Source organism: Geomicrobium sp. JCM 19038, assembly GCF_000698125.1.
In the GTDB taxonomy this organism is placed as follows: domain Bacteria; phylum Bacillota; class Bacilli; order Bacillales; family Marinococcaceae; genus Geomicrobium_A.
In genome coordinates, this window is the sequence record NZ_BAXA01000006.1 from 162,821 (window position 1) to 179,254 (window position 16,434).

At 42.1% G+C, this 16,434-nt stretch carries 20 protein-coding genes and 1 pseudogene; 2 read left to right on the forward strand and 19 right to left on the reverse strand.

Annotated elements, in window-relative coordinates; genetic code table 11:
- The 18 genes and pseudogenes from JCM19038_RS09825 to JCM19038_RS20730 form a co-directional block, all read right to left on the reverse strand.
- Positions 1-1,428 carry an aldehyde dehydrogenase family protein gene (locus JCM19038_RS09825; protein WP_042417320.1) on the reverse strand — a complete coding sequence of 476 codons (1,428 nt, stop codon included), beginning with the start codon at positions 1,426-1,428 and terminating at the stop codon, positions 1-3.
- Positions 1,425-2,252: a citryl-CoA lyase gene (locus tag JCM19038_RS09830; protein WP_042417323.1), complete on the reverse strand. Its 828-nt coding sequence runs from the start codon at positions 2,250-2,252 to the stop codon at positions 1,425-1,427. The genes JCM19038_RS09825 and JCM19038_RS09830 overlap by 4 nt, the downstream gene beginning before the upstream one ends.
- A gap of 15 nt (positions 2,253-2,267) precedes the next feature.
- Positions 2,268-2,996 (reverse strand): IclR family transcriptional regulator, encoded by a 729-nt coding sequence (locus tag JCM19038_RS09835; protein ID WP_042417326.1) that lies wholly within the window; start codon positions 2,994-2,996, stop codon positions 2,268-2,270.
- Between the two features lie 102 nt (positions 2,997-3,098).
- Positions 3,099-3,929, reverse strand: coding sequence for a sugar phosphate isomerase/epimerase (locus tag JCM19038_RS09840; RefSeq protein WP_042417329.1), 831 nt, complete (start codon positions 3,927-3,929; stop codon positions 3,099-3,101).
- A gap of 329 nt (positions 3,930-4,258) precedes the next feature.
- Complete coding sequence (locus tag JCM19038_RS09845; RefSeq protein WP_052361386.1) at positions 4,259-4,960, reverse strand: GntR family transcriptional regulator; 702 nt, start codon at positions 4,958-4,960, stop codon at positions 4,259-4,261.
- Positions 4,961-5,162: 202 nt separating this feature from the next.
- Positions 5,163-5,453: a hypothetical protein gene (locus JCM19038_RS09850; protein ID WP_042417330.1), complete on the reverse strand. Its 291-nt coding sequence runs from the start codon at positions 5,451-5,453 to the stop codon at positions 5,163-5,165.
- Between the two features lie 155 nt (positions 5,454-5,608).
- Positions 5,609-6,862 (reverse strand): alpha/beta hydrolase, encoded by a 1,254-nt coding sequence (locus JCM19038_RS09855; protein WP_042417333.1) that lies wholly within the window; start codon positions 6,860-6,862, stop codon positions 5,609-5,611.
- A gap of 33 nt (positions 6,863-6,895) precedes the next feature.
- Entirely contained in the window at positions 6,896-7,132 is a 237-nt protein-coding gene (locus tag JCM19038_RS09860; protein ID WP_042417336.1) for a hypothetical protein, read from the reverse strand.
- Positions 7,133-7,159: 27 nt separating this feature from the next.
- Positions 7,160-8,113: an alpha/beta fold hydrolase gene (locus JCM19038_RS09865; protein ID WP_042417460.1), complete on the reverse strand. Its 954-nt coding sequence runs from the start codon at positions 8,111-8,113 to the stop codon at positions 7,160-7,162.
- A 65-nt stretch (positions 8,114-8,178) separates the two neighbouring features.
- The gene (locus tag JCM19038_RS09870; protein ID WP_042417339.1) at positions 8,179-9,414 is read right to left on the reverse strand and encodes an MFS transporter; all 1,236 of its coding nucleotides are present in this window, start codon (positions 9,412-9,414) and stop codon (positions 8,179-8,181) included.
- A gap of 118 nt (positions 9,415-9,532) precedes the next feature.
- Entirely contained in the window at positions 9,533-9,859 is a 327-nt protein-coding gene (locus tag JCM19038_RS09875; protein ID WP_052361389.1) for a hypothetical protein, read from the reverse strand.
- 31 nt (positions 9,860-9,890) lie between these two features.
- The gene (locus JCM19038_RS22825; RefSeq protein ID WP_193745103.1) at positions 9,891-10,046 is read right to left on the reverse strand and encodes a hypothetical protein; all 156 of its coding nucleotides are present in this window, start codon (positions 10,044-10,046) and stop codon (positions 9,891-9,893) included.
- A gap of 90 nt (positions 10,047-10,136) precedes the next feature.
- Positions 10,137-10,592, reverse strand: coding sequence for a DUF523 domain-containing protein (locus tag JCM19038_RS09880; protein WP_042417342.1), 456 nt, complete (start codon positions 10,590-10,592; stop codon positions 10,137-10,139).
- Positions 10,593-10,678: 86 nt separating this feature from the next.
- The gene (locus tag JCM19038_RS09885; RefSeq protein ID WP_042417344.1) at positions 10,679-12,289 is read right to left on the reverse strand and encodes an NAD(P)/FAD-dependent oxidoreductase; all 1,611 of its coding nucleotides are present in this window, start codon (positions 12,287-12,289) and stop codon (positions 10,679-10,681) included.
- A gap of 149 nt (positions 12,290-12,438) precedes the next feature.
- Positions 12,439-12,576 carry an alkaline phosphatase gene (locus JCM19038_RS25470; protein WP_373902786.1) on the reverse strand — a complete coding sequence of 46 codons (138 nt, stop codon included), beginning with the start codon at positions 12,574-12,576 and terminating at the stop codon, positions 12,439-12,441.
- Positions 12,568-13,529, reverse strand: a pseudogene (locus tag JCM19038_RS09890) (alkaline phosphatase); the annotation flags it as partial. The pseudogene JCM19038_RS09890 and the gene JCM19038_RS25470, both read right to left, overlap by 9 nt.
- Positions 13,530-13,777: 248 nt before the next feature.
- Positions 13,778-14,293, reverse strand: coding sequence for a M20/M25/M40 family metallo-hydrolase (locus JCM19038_RS20725; protein ID WP_052361395.1), 516 nt, complete (start codon positions 14,291-14,293; stop codon positions 13,778-13,780).
- Positions 14,294-14,379: 86 nt separating this feature from the next.
- Positions 14,380-15,096, reverse strand: coding sequence for a M20/M25/M40 family metallo-hydrolase (locus JCM19038_RS20730; RefSeq protein WP_052361400.1), 717 nt, complete (start codon positions 15,094-15,096; stop codon positions 14,380-14,382).
- A gap of 152 nt (positions 15,097-15,248) precedes the next feature.
- Between JCM19038_RS20730 and JCM19038_RS22275 the strand changes: the two genes are divergently transcribed.
- Entirely contained in the window at positions 15,249-15,389 is a 141-nt protein-coding gene (locus JCM19038_RS22275) for a lmo0937 family membrane protein (protein ID WP_152549394.1), read from the forward strand.
- A 139-nt stretch (positions 15,390-15,528) separates the two neighbouring features.
- Here JCM19038_RS22275 and JCM19038_RS09900 read toward each other — a convergent pair whose 3' ends face one another.
- Positions 15,529-16,032, reverse strand: coding sequence for a GNAT family N-acetyltransferase (locus tag JCM19038_RS09900; protein ID WP_042417345.1), 504 nt, complete (start codon positions 16,030-16,032; stop codon positions 15,529-15,531).
- 66 nt (positions 16,033-16,098) lie between these two features.
- On the opposite strand from JCM19038_RS09900, the gene JCM19038_RS09905 reads away from it, so the two are divergent.
- Positions 16,099-16,395 (forward strand): hypothetical protein, encoded by a 297-nt coding sequence (locus JCM19038_RS09905; RefSeq protein WP_052361401.1) that lies wholly within the window; start codon positions 16,099-16,101, stop codon positions 16,393-16,395.
- The last annotated feature ends 39 nt before the right edge of the window (positions 16,396-16,434 follow it).

The following is a 16,434-nucleotide window of genomic DNA, read 5'->3' on the forward strand; positions in this document are numbered from 1 at the left end:
TTACATTAAGTCTTGTAGAACGATCATTTTCATTTCTGTCATTTCTTCGACAGCAAAGCGTGCACCCTCACGCCCCAGGCCACTATTTTTGATTCCTCCGTACGGCCAATGATCAAGACGGTAGTTCGACGTTCCGTTTACGACAACACCGCCCATATCCAATTCGATTGCAGCTTTTCTAATCACATCCATTGAATTGGAGAAAACACCGGCCTGTAGGCCAAATTCCGAATCATTTACTTCTTCAATGACATCGTCCAAGTCATGATACGGCAGTATGCTGATGAGTGGCCCAAACACTTCATTACAAACGACCTTACTCGTCGGTTTGGGCCGGTAAAGAACAGATGGCTGAACAGAAGCAGCATCGACGCCTCCTCCTGCAATTAATTCTGCACCTTCAGAGACAGCTTCTTCGATCCAAGATGCAATTCTTTTGCCTGTATTCGCGTCAACGACACATCCTACATCTGTTGTCTCATCAAGAGGGTCTCCTTGTTTAAGTTGGCTTACTTTTTCTTTTACTTTTTGAAGAAAATGATCCACGACTTCCTCATGCACATAAATGCGTTGAACCGAAATGCAGCTTTGACCAGAATTGCTAAATCCGGTTTTCACGCTTAATGTCGCCGCTCGCTCGAGATCTGCATCAGCGTGCACAATCGTTGCCGAATTGCCCCCAAGTTCAAGTAGCACTTTCTTCATTCCTGAAATTTTAGAAATTTGTCGACCTGCGGGGACACCACCCGTAAATGAAATAATATTCGTACGATCATCTGCAACAATTTGCTCTCCGACTTCTCTGCCCCCAAGAACCATGTGAAGCGCTTCTTTTGGCATCCCTGCTTCCATCATTAATTCTACAAAAGCAGTCGCAATGAGTGTCGTCTGCGGTGCCGGTTTCAATATCGTGACGTTTCCAGCAGCAAAAGCTGGTCCGACCTTATGACATACTAGATTTAGTGGGGCATTAAATGGAGTTATAGCGGCAATTACGCCTGCAGGTACTCGAAACGTCAGGGCCATAGAATGCTTCCCACGCTCAGACGCACTTCCCGGAATCGTTTCACCAATTAAACGTTTAGCCTCTTCTGCTGATTGTTCAAGCGTTTCAATGGAACGTGAAACTTCATCGCGTGTATTCTTTAAGGCTTTTCCTACTTCTAAAGAAATAAGTTTGGCAAAAGTCTCCTTCTGCTCTTCTAATAGTTGCGCAGACTTTTTTAATATAGCTGCTCGTTCAGCAGCCGAGAGTCCAGCGACTAATTTCTTACCTTTATGGGCTAAAATTAATGCTTGCTCAACATCTTCTTGCTCCGCTTCCCACTGTTTTCCAATCACTTCACCGTTATAGGGGTTGGTTATCTCTAATCCTTCGGTTTTTTTTTCGATCCATTGTCCTTGAATAAACGATCGTGCTTTTCTCATGATTCTTCTCCCCCAGTCTGTTTTTGGACACCTGTGTAGCGAACAAGATGCTCTTCATTCGGGCATGGCCCTTTGATTCGAACTCCACTCATTAACTCTTCATACGCGTGAGCAACAATACCCATCCCTCTTGAGAGAGCAAAAATTCCTTTCGCAGCTTCAGCAGGAATTTCAAGTTCACATTGGATAGCAGCTGAAATACCGTCCACATTAATCGTCATGTTGCGGCCCTTTCTTTCTGAAAGACGATCTCGATAGCTTGCTAGAATTTCTAAGTAAGTGCCACTAATTTCCCCACTAGCAATCAATTCTTCCGACAATTCATAAAGCCGACTGACACGTGGATCGTCATCGTGCAGCTGATGCCCAAATCCAGGTAGCTTTCCTTTTCTATTAAAGATTTCCGTGAGTTTATCATCGACAGCATTTTCATGGTTTGCGAGATTTTCTTTCGTTTTGTAGAGGATGCTCATCGCTTCCTCAACCGCTCCTCCATGGACATCACCGAGCATATTTACGCCGGTTGCAACTGCAGAATTAAAGGAGACCCCACATGTCGCTGCCATGCGGGCTGCTGCAATCGATGGCGCTCGAGGTCCATGATCAGAACCAGCGACGAGAACGCTTTCAAACAACTTGGCTTGCGCCTCTGTCAAATGCTTTCCGCAAAGTAAGAAAAATAGCATTTGTGTATAGGAAACATTACCAATTAAATCTTCAACACGCTCTCCTCGTATAATAATTTCGTTTTTCTTAATATGACTAATTTCCGTTTCCCACCATGCACCGCCAGTTGAATAAGCTTCCAATGCACTTCGACTCATAAACATCCCCACTTTCTAGCTTAATAGCTGATGCACAAGTTCTTTTAGACTTACTAAGTAGTTATTAACATTCTCTTCCGTGAATCTTTGCGTTAGCCCGCTAATGGAGATGCAATAATTGACCTCTCCCGCTTGATTAAAGATCGGGGCTGAAATTGCTGACAATCCTTGCTCTCGATCTTCATGCGTTATCGCATAACCTTGCTCTTTAATTTGTAACAAGTCCGCTTTTAGGACTTCTAATCGTTCTGGGTTATTCATCTGTTTAAAAATGCGTTCCTGAAATTCAGGACTTTGATAGGCTAATAACACCTTCCCTCCAGCGCCGGCAAACAATGGCAATGGTTGTCCTAACGATACAAGGTGGCGCAGAGGTCGCAACCCTTCAAATTGCTCGATACAAATTCTGCGATCATTGGCAATCGTATACAAGTTCACAGTTTCAGAAGTTAGTTCACGCAATTTGGACATGACAGGCTTGGCTACTTCTTTTATATCAAATGATTTTCCAGCGATTGAACCCATATAGTATAATTTATGTCCAAGTTTGTACTTCATCGTACTCTCATTTTTCATAATCATGCCGTTTGCTTCCAATGTCGCGAGCATTCTTGTCGTGGTAGATTTGGCTAATTCAATCATGTTTGATATTTCTGTTAACGTTAACTCTTGTCGTTCCATTGAAAAACAATCCAGAATGTCTAACGCTCGTTGTACAGTTCGTAAAGAATCTTTCTTTTCCAATCATAACCCGCCCTTTTGTTGTTCCATTAAATAGAACACGATTTCGTTAAATGGTACTACCATTGTAAAACGGGACGGATAACGTGTCAATTTGAAAACGCTTTAATTTTTGTGAGCTTCTGTTTTTATGGATGCGATAAACGCTTTTGCCGATTGCAAACATCGCCGTACAAACTCTTCATTTCCAAGTTCTTTTGAACGTGCTTTATGAGGCATTTCAAGTGACAAAGGAACTTCTGGAATTCGCTTTAGAATTTCGCCCACATTAGTGCCACCTTCCCCGATATATAACCGCTCTTCACGTACAATCCGAGTCATTTCTTCACGGTCTTCTGGAATTTGTCCAATAGCATCGCACAAATGGAAGTAACGAAACCATTCTTTAGGGATTGAATCTAAGTCCTCAACACGATCTCTTGAACGATGGAAGTGGTGTGCATCGATCATTAATCCAGCATTTGAGCGATTTGCCGATTTAAGTACTTCAACAGCTCCTTGTAACGTAGAGACGGAGGCGATTGGCACAAATTCTAATTCCACCGTTAAACCATAAGGTTTTGCTAAATCACAAAGCTCTGCAAAACACTCTTTTGCGAACACGAAATCATCCGTCCATATACTACTTAGCACATGCTTTCCACCAAGCTCTGCCGCTACGTGAAAAGCAGGCTCATAGTCTGATGGGTTCGTACCATCACTAATTTTTGCAAGTTCTATGTCCAATAGCTCGATCTCTGTCTCCTGCAAAGCTTTACGTGTAGCTCTAAACATCTCTTTCTTGTTTGCAAGGTCATAATTCGGCTCGTTAGGCAGCCCCATATAAATCGGGCGAATACTTACGTAGTCATACCCTGCTTTTGCAGCAGTATAGGTCAATTCAGGTGGTGCTAAATCTAGTGCGGTTAAATGTGCGAGTGAATACGTGTAGCTCATTTGAGCCACTCCTTTCTTATTGCTGATGTAATGTCGCCTCAATCACTGATCTTAGCTTTCTCTGCTCACGTAACGATGTGTGTTTCTCACAGTAAATTCAGTGTTCATGTCTTCTTCTACTCTTTAATGTTTTCTCTTCAGAATTCAGTGCATTACATTTCTCCACGATCGAAATGAATAAGAATTTAAGGTAAAGTCGTCATTTTCTGAATATCGCAAGGAAACGATCGCGATACTTCCCTAGAAAATAAGCATTCGTTTTAAACCCTCCCCCAACGAGATACTAGTATACAAGTTAAGCTAAGCAAAAGACAGTAAACCATATTTGCTTACTGCCTTGATGAAAAATATTCCGGATATCGCTCAAAAATGTAGTCATAAAACGACCAGACATTATGAAGATGTTCCGTTAACTTCTTGTCTAATGCTGCCGCATCGTTACACTCAATCAATTTAAGCATCTGTTCATGGTCTTCAATAATACGATCCGTCTCTTGAGTTTCATAGAATTCGAGATACCTCATACGATTCACATGTCCGCGCACTTGTCTCACATACGCGCTTAATGTTTCATTGCCACACATTCCGAGTATTTTATCGTGAAACACTTCATCATAGTGATAAAATTGTTCCAAATCACCGTCATTGGCGGCTTCTTTCTGTTGTTTAATGACATCGAGTACAGCAGTTTTATGATGGATTGCTTCTTCGGCTTCGTGATTCCATGACTCAGCCACTTGCCGAAACGCCGTCCGTTCCAAGCTCTCGCGTACTTGAAACGCTTCTTTTACTTTGTTTAATGAGATGTATTCAACTTGAATTCCCTTTTGTGGAATGACTCGCAAAAAACCTTCCGATGACAACAAACGAATCGCCTCTCGAATTGGCGTTCTGCTCACTCCAAGTTGCTGTGCAAGTTCATTCTCTGAAATCATTTGTCCTGGCTTGTACTTCAATGTAATTACTTCGTTATACAAATAACGATAGATCTCAGTGCCTAACGTCTTTCGTGGAAATGTTAAGTGCGTCATAGCTCACCTGCTCGTATTCTGAATTAAGATAATTCTAAAAGCATACTAGTATACATGTCAACTGATCTTTGACATCTTTCCAAGAAAAGATCGTTAATTACGTCATGTAAGTCGAGATCGTATAGGGTACGTCCCCTATTCAATAGTAAGTAAACAACAGCCCCTTTGACAGAAGTCAAAAAGGCTGTTGTTTACGGCATTATCATGCTCTCTTCATTTCTTTTCGTACTTTTATGAGATATACACACAATAAGATCATCAGATGATAATAAACGAGAGCAGAAGCTAAGACAGGAATCCAAGTCCCCGTTCCAAGACCAATGACAATAGCCATGAGCATAATGCCAGAATTCATCACAATAATGTTAAAGAACCTACGTTTTTCGTTAGGTGTGATGGTTGATTCTGCAACATGAATGACTTGGGAAGGTCCAAATATAACTAGAGGACCAATGAGGACAACTAAGAAGAATACACTTAACATCGTGTCCATAATCAGTGATCACCCTCTCTCTTCTAAAAACAATCCCAGAAGATCCGTAAGTGCTTTACTTAATTATTTATGATTGTATGCAATGGTTCGTGACAGTTGCTTCTCCATGAGCGTATGAAAAACACCTTTAATCATTAAAGGTGTTTTCCATACCTCTATAAACTTTCCTCTAAAAACGTAAGCGTCTCTTCCCAAGAGTTGATCGTCGCTTCTGCATTTGCTTCTCTCGTTCCTCCGAATAACATCGTCATCGCACCATTTGTATCGCCAAGTGTCTGCGGAAGATGCGGTAAATGACTTGGAAATGCAGAGAAGTGCCCCGCACCTTCTTGTATGACCACACGGACTTTCGATTTATTATGATGTTGAAGTTTCTTTTCCATTAACTCTGAGAAAAATACTGCAGGTTGAACTTGATCACCCGTACCCGCTACGAGCATCACTGATGCATCAATTTTCTCTACAGGAATGAGATGTTCTTCGTACTGCTTTTTATCCGCTAAGTTTCTTTCTATCGCTTCTAAGCCTGAAAATGGCTTTCTCTTAATCATATGACCGAAGAACGATAACATATCTGAGAATGTTTGCTTCGCTGCAAAATAAGAAAGCGGATCACCATTGTATGTCCACGCAGGCTTTGCTACGGGTTGGAAGTTCTGAATTCCAGAAAATTGCACTGCGCTCGGTGCAACACCAACCACTGCTTTTAAGCTCGAATGAGAGGATGCATACAATAACGCAAGTTCAGAACCTCGTGAATGTCCGATTATTGCAAGTCTTTCGTTGTCCACGATCGTCTTTTCTTTCAAATATGTAAACGCATGGTCAACATACTCTAGCGGAATGTTCACAATTCCTTTCGGCAATCCTGCCTTACCAAAGTAGGCGAGCGCCATCACCACGTATCCTTTTGAGGCGAGTAAAGCTGCGGCGGACTCATGGTGTGCTCCATCTGATCCTCCAACGACCACAATTGCAGGCAATGGATCGTAGGTATGAGGATAATACACTGTACCGACAAGTCCTTTGTCTTCAATGACTTCTTTTTGGATATCATCTTTTAAAAATGTTCTCGTCACCGTTGCTTTAGCTATCACTTTATCGTCATCCATTAGTTCCAGTTCAAACATTACCGGTGCATCTGAGTGCTTCACGAACATTCTTTCTTTTCCATCTTTACTTTTCATGGACTCAATAAGCCTCATCAAATCGTTTTGCATCTTAATCGTACCGTGTTCATCAGCGAGCGCATCGCTCGATGCAATGAATGTACGACCTCGGTCGTCCTTCGTTGAGATTGCTATGCGAAAGAACTTATTCGCTTCTCCTGTCTCGATCTGTAACGAGAAACTCTCTGTAACTAACGTACTCTCTTCATGAATTTCAATTCTTATCTTCTGTTCAATCATTGTAATGAAACTCCCCACTTTCAAATGAACCGTTTACCATACGAGCAGAAACAAACCAAATCCAGAAAAACTAACACCAATGAAAATCACAAAGGCACGAATGAGTGCTGTTGGGAGGTTCTGAATCCACCTCGTCAACCACTCCACTTCAAAATACGGGCTACTAATTTTCCCTTTAGACTTCAAATCCGCTTCACTTAGCTTTTTTAGACCGAGTAGAATGACAACAATTCCCCAAAGAAAGAACAACACTCCGAAAAAGATGTTCATAAGCTAATCATCTCCTAAAAACATTGTCTAAGACTCTTCGTCTAATCGATGCAAAAAGCGTTTCATTTCTTCTGCAATTTGTTCAGGTTCATACACGTGAATATAGTGACTACGATCAATTTCTATAAATTCATTGATTGTAATTTCATGTAAGTACTCATTCAATGTTTCTCGCCAATCATCGATTCCCGTCCCTTGACCGTTCGAAGCAAAAAACAACATCGGCGTCTCCTTTGGAATATGCTTACTCACAACGGCAGCATTCTCATGCACTCGCTCGATTTCCTCACGCATATTCTTCGTCATCGTTCCACGATGAATGAAGGATTTATAAGCTTCAGTATCCTCTGTAGATAAGTACTCCGTCGAGAAAATATCCGCTTCTTTCACAAACAAAGGCAAAATGCGCAATCCGCCAAAGTCACTTAAGGCACCAGATCCAGCGATTTTTAAAGAACTCGGAACCTGCAATTGCTCATAGCTTTTCGGTACGGCAGGATCAAGACCGACAATCGCTTGCACTTCTTCAGGATATACGGATGCAAAATAAAGTGCTTCAAGTCCAGACATGGAGTGGGGTGCCAACACATAGGGCGGTGTATGGCCGGAAAGTCGAAGTGCTTCTCTCATCTCCGCCACCATATTTTCCACAGTCCGAGGACTGTCTGATTCTTCACTCCAACCGTATCCTGGCTTTTCCACCACAGCAATACGATACTCATCTGTAAGAAGCGACCATAATGGCTTGAAATCAATCGTAGGTGCTTGCGTTCCGCCACCACTCATAAAGACAATTGTGTTCTCGCCTTTTCCTTCGCTATACACGTGCATGTTAGCATCATTGATATGCACAACGTCACCTGGAGCAGGGAAACGTTCTCTTTCATTGTCACTCGCTACGAGGTGTAACAATCGAATTCCAACGATGATGACAATGAAACCTACCGTAACAATCATCGCAAAGATCTTTATCTTTCTCATAATCTCCTCATTCATTGAAAATTAATGATAATTAGAACTTTAGACCCCCTTTATTCTATCATAAGTTATGCTGAGCGATGATCTTCTTGTTCAAAAAATAGGGGATCTTTTTGCTTGTTCAAGATTGCAATGGAGAAGCCAATTGCACCGATTGCCATGATACTCACGAAAACGATTAATGTGGCTCGTAATGAAAACAAATCCGCAAACAACCCGAGCATAAAAATGAGCAAAATCTGGCTAGCACTTTGAATCAAATCATAAATGCTCGTCACCCTCCCCATCATCTCGACGGGTACATTGTTTTGATAAAACGTTGTCATCCCAGCATATAGAAATGCATTAAAAAATCCGAGAATCATAAAGCCTACAGTGATCGACAAGAACGACCACGACAACGCGTAAATACCGTACCCGCTAATCGTCAACAGGAGTCCCATAACAATCATTACCCGAATGGAGAGGTGTTTTGAAATCATCGTTAATACTAGACCACCAGCAATTGCACCAATGCCTGTTAAGCTAATTAATAGACTGTATTCAAATTCACTCAACCCAATGACTTGTTGTGTGAACACGACTTCTTGTGCATCCATCGCAAACGTAACTGTCATTAACAAAATAAAACTCATGTAAATGAGCGCCACATAACGTTGTTGTTTCATAAACGACTGTACGACTCGAAAATCTTGAATGACTTGCGCAATGGTTAGTGTAGGAATCTTCTCTTTCTCTCGCTTCTCTTTGTCTGGCATTAGCCAGAGAAGAAATGCAGCCATGAGGAAAAAAGAGACATTTATCCAAAACGTAAGTTGTACCGTCGTAAGCATAATTAACGCTCCACCAATTGCCGGTCCAATAATGCCTGCGCTTGATGTGAACAGAGATCGTAACGAGTTGAACGTTTTGCGTTTCTCTATAGGTACTGTCATCGTGACAAATGTCATTGAAGCAGGGTGATAAAACGCACGTGCAACACTAAGTAAAACCAAGATCAAATAAACGACAAAAAGATTAGGCGCTAGCGGAATACACGCCACAAAAACCGCTCGGCATACGTATGTAACCATCATCACTTTCCGTTTACTACGATCGTCAATAAAACTGCCCGTCCAGAACTTCGCAACCATATTCGTTAAAGGTCCGATTAACCAAAGCGTTGCAACAGACGCTGCAGAACCCGTTAGTTGAAAGACGAATAGATTAATTGCCACAAGGTAAATAAAGTCACCAACACTTGAAATGCCTAACGTAGATAGCAACAAAAAACGTGGTTTCCAGTCATCTCTTTGCAAAAACATCCCACCTTACCGTTTCAGTTGATACTTCTTTCCGTTAATGAATCCGAATGTCCTTGTCCAATTCGATAATTTCAATAAATTGTCAAAAAAATAAGCCTCGCAATTGCGAAGCTCCAGGTCATTCATGATGTAACTCATGCTCTTCAGATTCGGATCTTTTCCATTTGATGTACGTGTAGATTAATTGACTCGTGTAAACAACGATTAATAAAGAAATAATTAAACTATTAAATGCTGTACTCCAGTTCGAAAGCCAAAAAATAATCGCTCCAGCTATGAATAAAGCCGGTAACATCCATAGTGTCCGTTTAAACTTCCTTCGATACGATAACCGATAATACAACATCGTAAATCCTTGATCAACTTTCTCTTTGTCTTTAAAGATTATCGACATGATCGTCGCCACAACTAAACTAACCCCTATAACGATTGCAACACTGATCAATGTGAACACTCCTATGGAATCTTCTATCAAACTAAACTCCTGGCGGTTGTTTCTTCAATTCATGCTGGGCATCTCTCACGCCATGTTTCACTGCAATACGAATGACAAAGTAAGTAACAACTACACCAGCGGCAAAAAAAGCGATGTTCAACACGATTACAAACAAACCGATCCACTCGAATCCCATGCTAATTTCTGCTTTTGTACCTATACCCGTCATCAGCTTAACTTTAACTTAAAAGGTATTATCTGGAACACTTTATGGTCAGCATGCTAATCATCTTTGATTTATCAGCTCATGTTCAGAACATACTTCGATCCCATGCTTTTTCAAAAGAGCTGCAGTGACACCATTGCCTTGAATTTTCTCGCCGTTAAATGATCCGCTATAGATCGACCGACTCCCGCACGACGGGCTGTCTTCTTTTAGAACAACAAGGCTTGCATCTAGTTCTTGAATTCTTCTTAACGTTTTGTAAGCACCTGCTATAAATTGATCACTCACATCATTTCCTTTTCTGTCGATGACTTGTGCACATCCCTCGAGCACGTCATCCCCAGTACCACCTACGATTTCCGCAGGTTCCCTTGGCGTCTGTAATCCCCCAAGTAATTCCGGGCAAACCGGGATCGCTTTCTTCTCACTAAGCCACCGTTGAATCAACTTATGACCTTTATGTTGGCCATCATAGCGAACCGGCATCCCAGCTAAACAAGCACTCACAACAATCATTTCATCACCCCTCGTTCGTCTACACGCACAACTGAACCTCTGCAACCGAACAGATCGCAGAGGTCGTTGTCCCAGATCTTGTCTGCTTAACTCACCACGAATCCTTCGAAATCGTTTTGAATGACGTGATCACAGATCTGTTTGAACATCGGAAAGCCACCGACAAAAATCGGAAAGCGGCTTTTGCGGTTTTCAATATTCGTACCCGTATACCAAGAATCCGTTTTTACGTATAACGTGTAGTCCGCAATCGTCTTGCATTCTTTACTCCAATTCGACACCGCTGCTTGAACGACTTCAACATTCGTACTCCCTTTTTTCCTCGCATTCATAATCAAGTCCGTAATAAAGTCGACATGTTGCTCAATAGCAACCGGCATGTTCATAAGAACCGAAGGGCTTTGAGGTCCCGTAATCATGAAGAAATTAGGAAAATCATCCGTTGCGACTCCTAAATACGTTTGCACGGCCTCACCGTTTTGCCAATGCTCTTGAAGTGATTGACCGTTACGCCCGTGAATATTCATCTTAAACAAAGACCCTGTGATCCCGTCGTACCCTGTGGCAAACACAATCTTATCAAAGTCATAAAGCGTCTTTGTCGTCTGGATCCCCGTTTTTGTGAGCACTTCAATTGGTTCTTGCTTCACATCCACGAGCGAAACGTGTGGTTCATTAAACGTTTCATAATATCCACTATCAAAAATCGGCCGCTTTGCAGCGTAATAATACTCCGGACATAACTGCTCTGCGACATCTTCATCTCGAACAGTCGAGCGAATTTTTTTCCGAATAAAACTCGCTGCCGTTGCGTTGGATTCTTCGCTTATTAGTAAATCATTATACGCGGTTGGAAAAACAAACCCACCTTTATTCCATGCATGTTCATAGATTATTTCACGCTGTTCTTTTGTTTCATCAAGCGCGGACACTTCGCGCCGATCCGTAGGCATGCCAAGACGAGTCGAATACATCAATTCACGGATTGAACTTCTATCGTTCTTTACGCCATCGATATAGTCATGCTCATACACGTAATTGTTCGCTGGCACTGCATACTGCGGCGTACGTTGGAACACCGTCAACGATTTGGCCTCTTTTGCAATCACCGGAATCGCTTGTACACCGCTCGACCCCGTCCCAATGACTGCTACGTTTTGATCTTGAAAATCCACCTCTTCGACTGGCCAATCGCCGGTGTGATACCATTCTCCCTCAAATTGTTCAAACCCTGGAATCGGTGGAACATTCGCTTTGGATAAACATCCTGTTGCCGCAATGAAATACTTCGCTGTTACAATTTCACCGTCACTAAAATGAACTTTCCACAACTCGTTCTCATCTTCATAAAATGCAGCCACTACTTCTCGTTGAAACTGGAAATGCTTTTTTACGTCTAGTTCTTCTGCAACAAAGTGTAAGTAACGTAATATTTCTTTTTGAGAAGCAAACCGTGATGACCATGTCCACTTCTGATAGAGTTCTTCTGAAAATGTAAAATTGTAGTAGATGCTTTCGGAATCACATTTTGCTCCTGGGTAACGATTCCAATGCCACACCCCACCAACATCATCCGCTCGCTCAAACCCTTGTACTGTGAACCCAGCCTCGTGAAAACGATATACCGCATACAATCCTGAAAACCCTGCTCCTACAACAAGAACGTCATAATCTGTCTGACACGTTTGTTCTGACATCTTCGTAATCCTCCCAACTAGATTTCTATTCTTTAACTTATTATCCATTTATCTGTAATTTTCCTGTTTTTTACGGCGAATGAGCTGAACAACGACAAAAAGCCATGTGGATTCTCAATGCCCGTCCACACGACTTTTTTTAGATGAACTTATAATTCTATATCTAACGCATTTGCGATTCGTTTAGGTAAATCGGTATTGTCCATTAATCCACCGAATTGTTCACTGCCTGGTCCGAAACTGTAGACCGGAACATCAACACCTGTATGGTTCGTTGTGCTCCACACCGGGTTGTCATTGCCATCAAGTGCTAAACCACCCGTATCATGGTCACTCGCCATCACAACAAGCGTTTCTTCATCTTCTATCGCAAATTCAATTGCCTCGATATACGCCGCTTCAAATGCTTCTGTATCAGTCATCGCCCAATCATAATCGTTTGCATGACCTGCCCAGTCAATTTGGCTTCCTTCTACCATGAGGAAGAAGCCCTCGTCGTTCTGATCAAGCGCACTTAGCGCAGCCCCAGTCATCTCTTGAAGAGAAGGTTCATCCGTTTCATGACGATCCTGTTCAGGAGCCATTGCGTTGTTTGCGAACAACCCGACAATTCGATCACTATTCGCAGAATGTAACTGCTCTGCATTTCGAGCAATCTCATAACCGTCCCGTTCAAAACGTTTCATGTAATTCATTAAGTATTGGTGACCACCTTCACTTTTCGGCAAGAAATAGCTTTCTCCTCCACCGAGTAACACATCAATATCTTGATTGTAAAACTGATTGGCAATTTCCATTTCATTGTTTCGGTTTGAAACATGGGAGGCAAACGCGGCTGGTGTCGCATGTGTAATTGTCGATGTCGCCACTAGCCAGTAGACCTTCCAGAGTCTTTCGCCGCTTCAAGAACCGTCTGCACACGCTCTCCTTCTGGGTTCAAACCAATGACACCGTTGTTCGTTTTCACTCCACTTGCCATCGCTGTACCCGCTGCTGCAGAATCTGTGACACGGTTGTTCGCAGAATGTGTCATCATGTGGCCAACTTGGTGTTCATCCCAGGCTGGCAACCCATCTTCTTTAAATGCTCGGTACACGCTCGCATAGCCAGATGAGTACCCATCAGGAATCATAAAAATTACATTTTTCGCTTCGCCTTGTGCTTCGGCTTGCTCACTCACATCACCAAACCCTGCTAAAACAGCTGTTGCCACAACGGAACGAACGATCCACTTTTTCATCCCAATTCCTCCAATGTTTGTGTTGTCACCGTTAGCGTAACAAGCGAACGTTAATCACATATTGGAGAAAGATAAATATTCGGTGGACCATTTAAAATGAGACTTTCCTGACACTGCTCTTCCTTAACGATCAGTCGATTGCTATACATTTAAACGAAGTCAACTAGTACAATGGTCATCTCGAATGTTAATTATGTTAATGGGCAGTAAACAAAACGATGAAAAAAGACGAACCGAAATGGCCCGTCTTACTTGCTTGTCTTGACTTGTTCAGCAGTCGCCTCACTAACCTTCTCCAATCCACACCATGAACTTAATAAATTTGCATAAACCTTCGTCACTTGCTTCACACTCTCTAAATCAACCCATTCATTGATTTCGTGGAAGTTCGCTCCTTCTGGACCATAGCAAATCGCATCACTGTCGTAATACAACTGGAAGAAACGGGCATCAGTCGTCGAAGGCAGTGTACGTCGCTTCGGCTGTCCTCCGATTACTTCTTCATGAGCATGATCTAGCGCTTGGAACAACAGCGACTGATCATCACTTTCTGTCGGCTCAGCGTGAAAACCATAAAATTCAATATGCGGTAGATGATCTCGAAACCATTCATCAGATTGCAACGCTTCGCGTAAATAGGCACGCATTTGCTCTTTACGCTCTTTGACTGTTTCTCCTGGAACGAGACCAATTCGCCCTTCAATCGTTCCAACGACAGGTTCATTCGATTCAAAGTCTCCAGAATGAAATTTGCCGATGTTCATTTCAATGGGTTCCTCTTGATCTTTAAAAGCTGGATGAGTGACTTGTTCGTTTAAGTGTCGAACATACTGCTTTAAGGCATCAATGATTACTTGCCCTTTTTCAATCGCATTGCATTGAATATGCCATCTTGTGTATGCCGAACCGTATCATAGCGAACTCTGAACCATATACTCCCAACCTGAGCATAAGCCGCTTTTAAGCCAAATGGTTCAGGTATGAGTGCTGCTTTTCCTGTAAAACCCGCCTCTAAAGCAGCTAGCGCTCCATTACCTGTTCGTTCTTCATCCGGAACAAATTGTAGCATCACATTCGACTTCGGCTGATAGCCGGCTTTTTGGATGGCACGATACGCGAAGACCATCGCCGCTAACCCAGCTTTCATATCTGCCGCGCCACGTCCGTATAAACGACCGTCTTTCTCCGTCGGTTCATAAGGGTCTGTATTCCAGAGTGAAACCGGTTCAGGACTCACCACATCGGTATGTCCTTGGAAAATTAAGGCATTTTTCTCGCCTTCTGATCCATAGTGACTCCCTACGACAACATCACTATTCTCATAATCCCATTCCACCGGGGAAAAACCAGGATGCTTTGCAATTGCTTCGATGTCTGGTTGAAAACGATCCACATGCATGTATAAATGATTTTGCAAGTAATGGGCAATATATTGTTGAATCGGTCGTTCTTCACCACTTATTGATTTATATCGAATTAACTCTTTTAGAAACTCTAGTTGATCATGCCAACTGTTTTCAATTTCTTCATGAATTGCAGTTATGTCTGAATCCTTAGCTGTTATCATGATCTCACTCCCTAATAACTTTACTCACCTACAACATTCCCGCTAGTTCTACTCTAAAACTCCTATTTTTAAAGTGGAAAAAGACTAGATGTTTCACTAGGCAAACTCTAGGGAATGTGACGTTATATCACGAACTCAAAGGAGCCAATCACATGCTTTGGACAATTATTGGTATCATTTTAATTTTATGGTTACTTGGTTTTATCGGCGGTGTCGGTGGTGGACTCGTTCACCTCTTACTAGTCGTAGCATTGGTTATCGTTATTATTCAATTATTAACTGGAAGAAGATAACAGCACTCATATTATTTATTAGAACGAGCTAGATTGGGCTCGTTTTTTGTATGCATTGTTTATTCCCTGTAACGCTAAATGCGTTAAAGGCTAGGTATGACGTTACGAACAAAGAATTCGTAGCCTCTTCACATTTACACTATACGAACACATACATCAGGACATCGTCCGCATAATCATTCGGACCACGCTTCCATTCGTTTCGTTTGCGACCCTCTTCAATAAATCCGAACCGTTCATACAAGTGAATCGCCTGCTCATTAGACGAGAGTACCCCTAAACTGATTTTTTCTAGGTAAGGATTTTCTTTTGCCCAAGAAAGCAACTGCAGAATTAACAATTCACCGTACCCTTTTCCTCGATTTTCTTTGCTGATCATCATTTCGAATGATGCAGTATGCTGCAATCGAATCGGCTTTGGTGAATGACACCAAATATACCCAACCACAGCTTCATTTTCTACAGCTACAAACAACACTTCACGATCATTCATGATCGTCTGATTCATCTCTTTTTCCACATCGTCTGCTTGTTTTGCCCACTCTGCCGGACTCGTAATCAGACCAATGTCTTCTTTAATAACTGAAGTTTGAATAGAATAAATGGACATCGCATCAGATGACGTTGCCATTCGAATACTCATGACTGTATTCCTCCAATTTTCAGAAGATATGAAATCAGATACACTATAGGTAAGAGGTGAGAATTGATGAACTCTCAAACTACAACTAAAACAAGAGAGGGCGTATTCGGCCCAAGAAGCCACGCGTTCTTGTCAGTCCTGATCTACGGCATGCTCTTTGTCACTTTAATGGTTGCAACCGGTGGTTCAATCACCTTGGATAACTTACTACTTCCAATTGTAGCAATTTATGCCTCCGTAAGAATCATAGAATTCATCGTAAAGAGGCGACAAGAGAAAACACCGCAATGGCTCGTCGTAGGCTCCTTTGGAATCGGCGCTATAATGGCCGTCATGATGACTATTTTATCTTTGTCTACGTAGAATAAAAAGTGCAGCGATTGATCTTCACGAAACTTAACA

Excerpts from the sequence above, each read along its gene's own strand:
- JCM19038_RS09825 (WP_042417320.1), bottom strand. The coding sequence starts at position 1,428 with ATGAGAAAAGCACGATCGTTTATTCAAGGACAATGGATCGAAAAAAAA.
- JCM19038_RS09830 (WP_042417323.1), bottom strand. The coding sequence starts at position 2,252 with ATGAGTCGAAGTGCATTGGAAGCTTATTCAACTGGCGGTGCATGGTGG.
- JCM19038_RS09840 (WP_042417329.1), bottom strand. The coding sequence starts at position 3,929 with ATGAGCTACACGTATTCACTCGCACATTTAACCGCACTAGATTTAGCA.
- JCM19038_RS09845 (WP_052361386.1), bottom strand. The coding sequence starts at position 4,960 with ATGACGCACTTAACATTTCCACGAAAGACGTTAGGCACTGAGATCTAT.
- JCM19038_RS09850 (WP_042417330.1), bottom strand. The coding sequence starts at position 5,453 with ATGGACACGATGTTAAGTGTATTCTTCTTAGTTGTCCTCATTGGTCCT.
- JCM19038_RS09855 (WP_042417333.1), bottom strand. The coding sequence starts at position 6,862 with ATGATTGAACAGAAGATAAGAATTGAAATTCATGAAGAGAGTACGTTA.
- JCM19038_RS09860 (WP_042417336.1), bottom strand. The coding sequence starts at position 7,132 with ATGAACATCTTTTTCGGAGTGTTGTTCTTTCTTTGGGGAATTGTTGTC.
- JCM19038_RS09865 (WP_042417460.1), bottom strand. The coding sequence starts at position 8,113 with ATGAGAAAGATAAAGATCTTTGCGATGATTGTTACGGTAGGTTTCATT.
- JCM19038_RS09870 (WP_042417339.1), bottom strand. The coding sequence starts at position 9,414 with ATGTTTTTGCAAAGAGATGACTGGAAACCACGTTTTTTGTTGCTATCT.
- JCM19038_RS22825 (WP_193745103.1), bottom strand. The coding sequence starts at position 10,046 with ATGGGATTCGAGTGGATCGGTTTGTTTGTAATCGTGTTGAACATCGCT.
- JCM19038_RS09880 (WP_042417342.1), bottom strand. The coding sequence starts at position 10,592 with ATGATTGTTGTGAGTGCTTGTTTAGCTGGGATGCCGGTTCGCTATGAT.
- JCM19038_RS09885 (WP_042417344.1), bottom strand. The coding sequence starts at position 12,289 with ATGTCAGAACAAACGTGTCAGACAGATTATGACGTTCTTGTTGTAGGA.
- JCM19038_RS20725 (WP_052361395.1), bottom strand. The coding sequence starts at position 14,293 with ATGAACATCGGCAAATTTCATTCTGGAGACTTTGAATCGAATGAACCT.
- JCM19038_RS20730 (WP_052361400.1), bottom strand. The coding sequence starts at position 15,096 with ATGATAACAGCTAAGGATTCAGACATAACTGCAATTCATGAAGAAATT.
- JCM19038_RS22275 (WP_152549394.1), top strand. The coding sequence starts at position 15,249 with ATGCTTTGGACAATTATTGGTATCATTTTAATTTTATGGTTACTTGGT.
- JCM19038_RS09900 (WP_042417345.1), bottom strand. The coding sequence starts at position 16,032 with ATGAGTATTCGAATGGCAACGTCATCTGATGCGATGTCCATTTATTCT.
- JCM19038_RS09905 (WP_052361401.1), top strand. The coding sequence starts at position 16,099 with ATGAACTCTCAAACTACAACTAAAACAAGAGAGGGCGTATTCGGCCCA.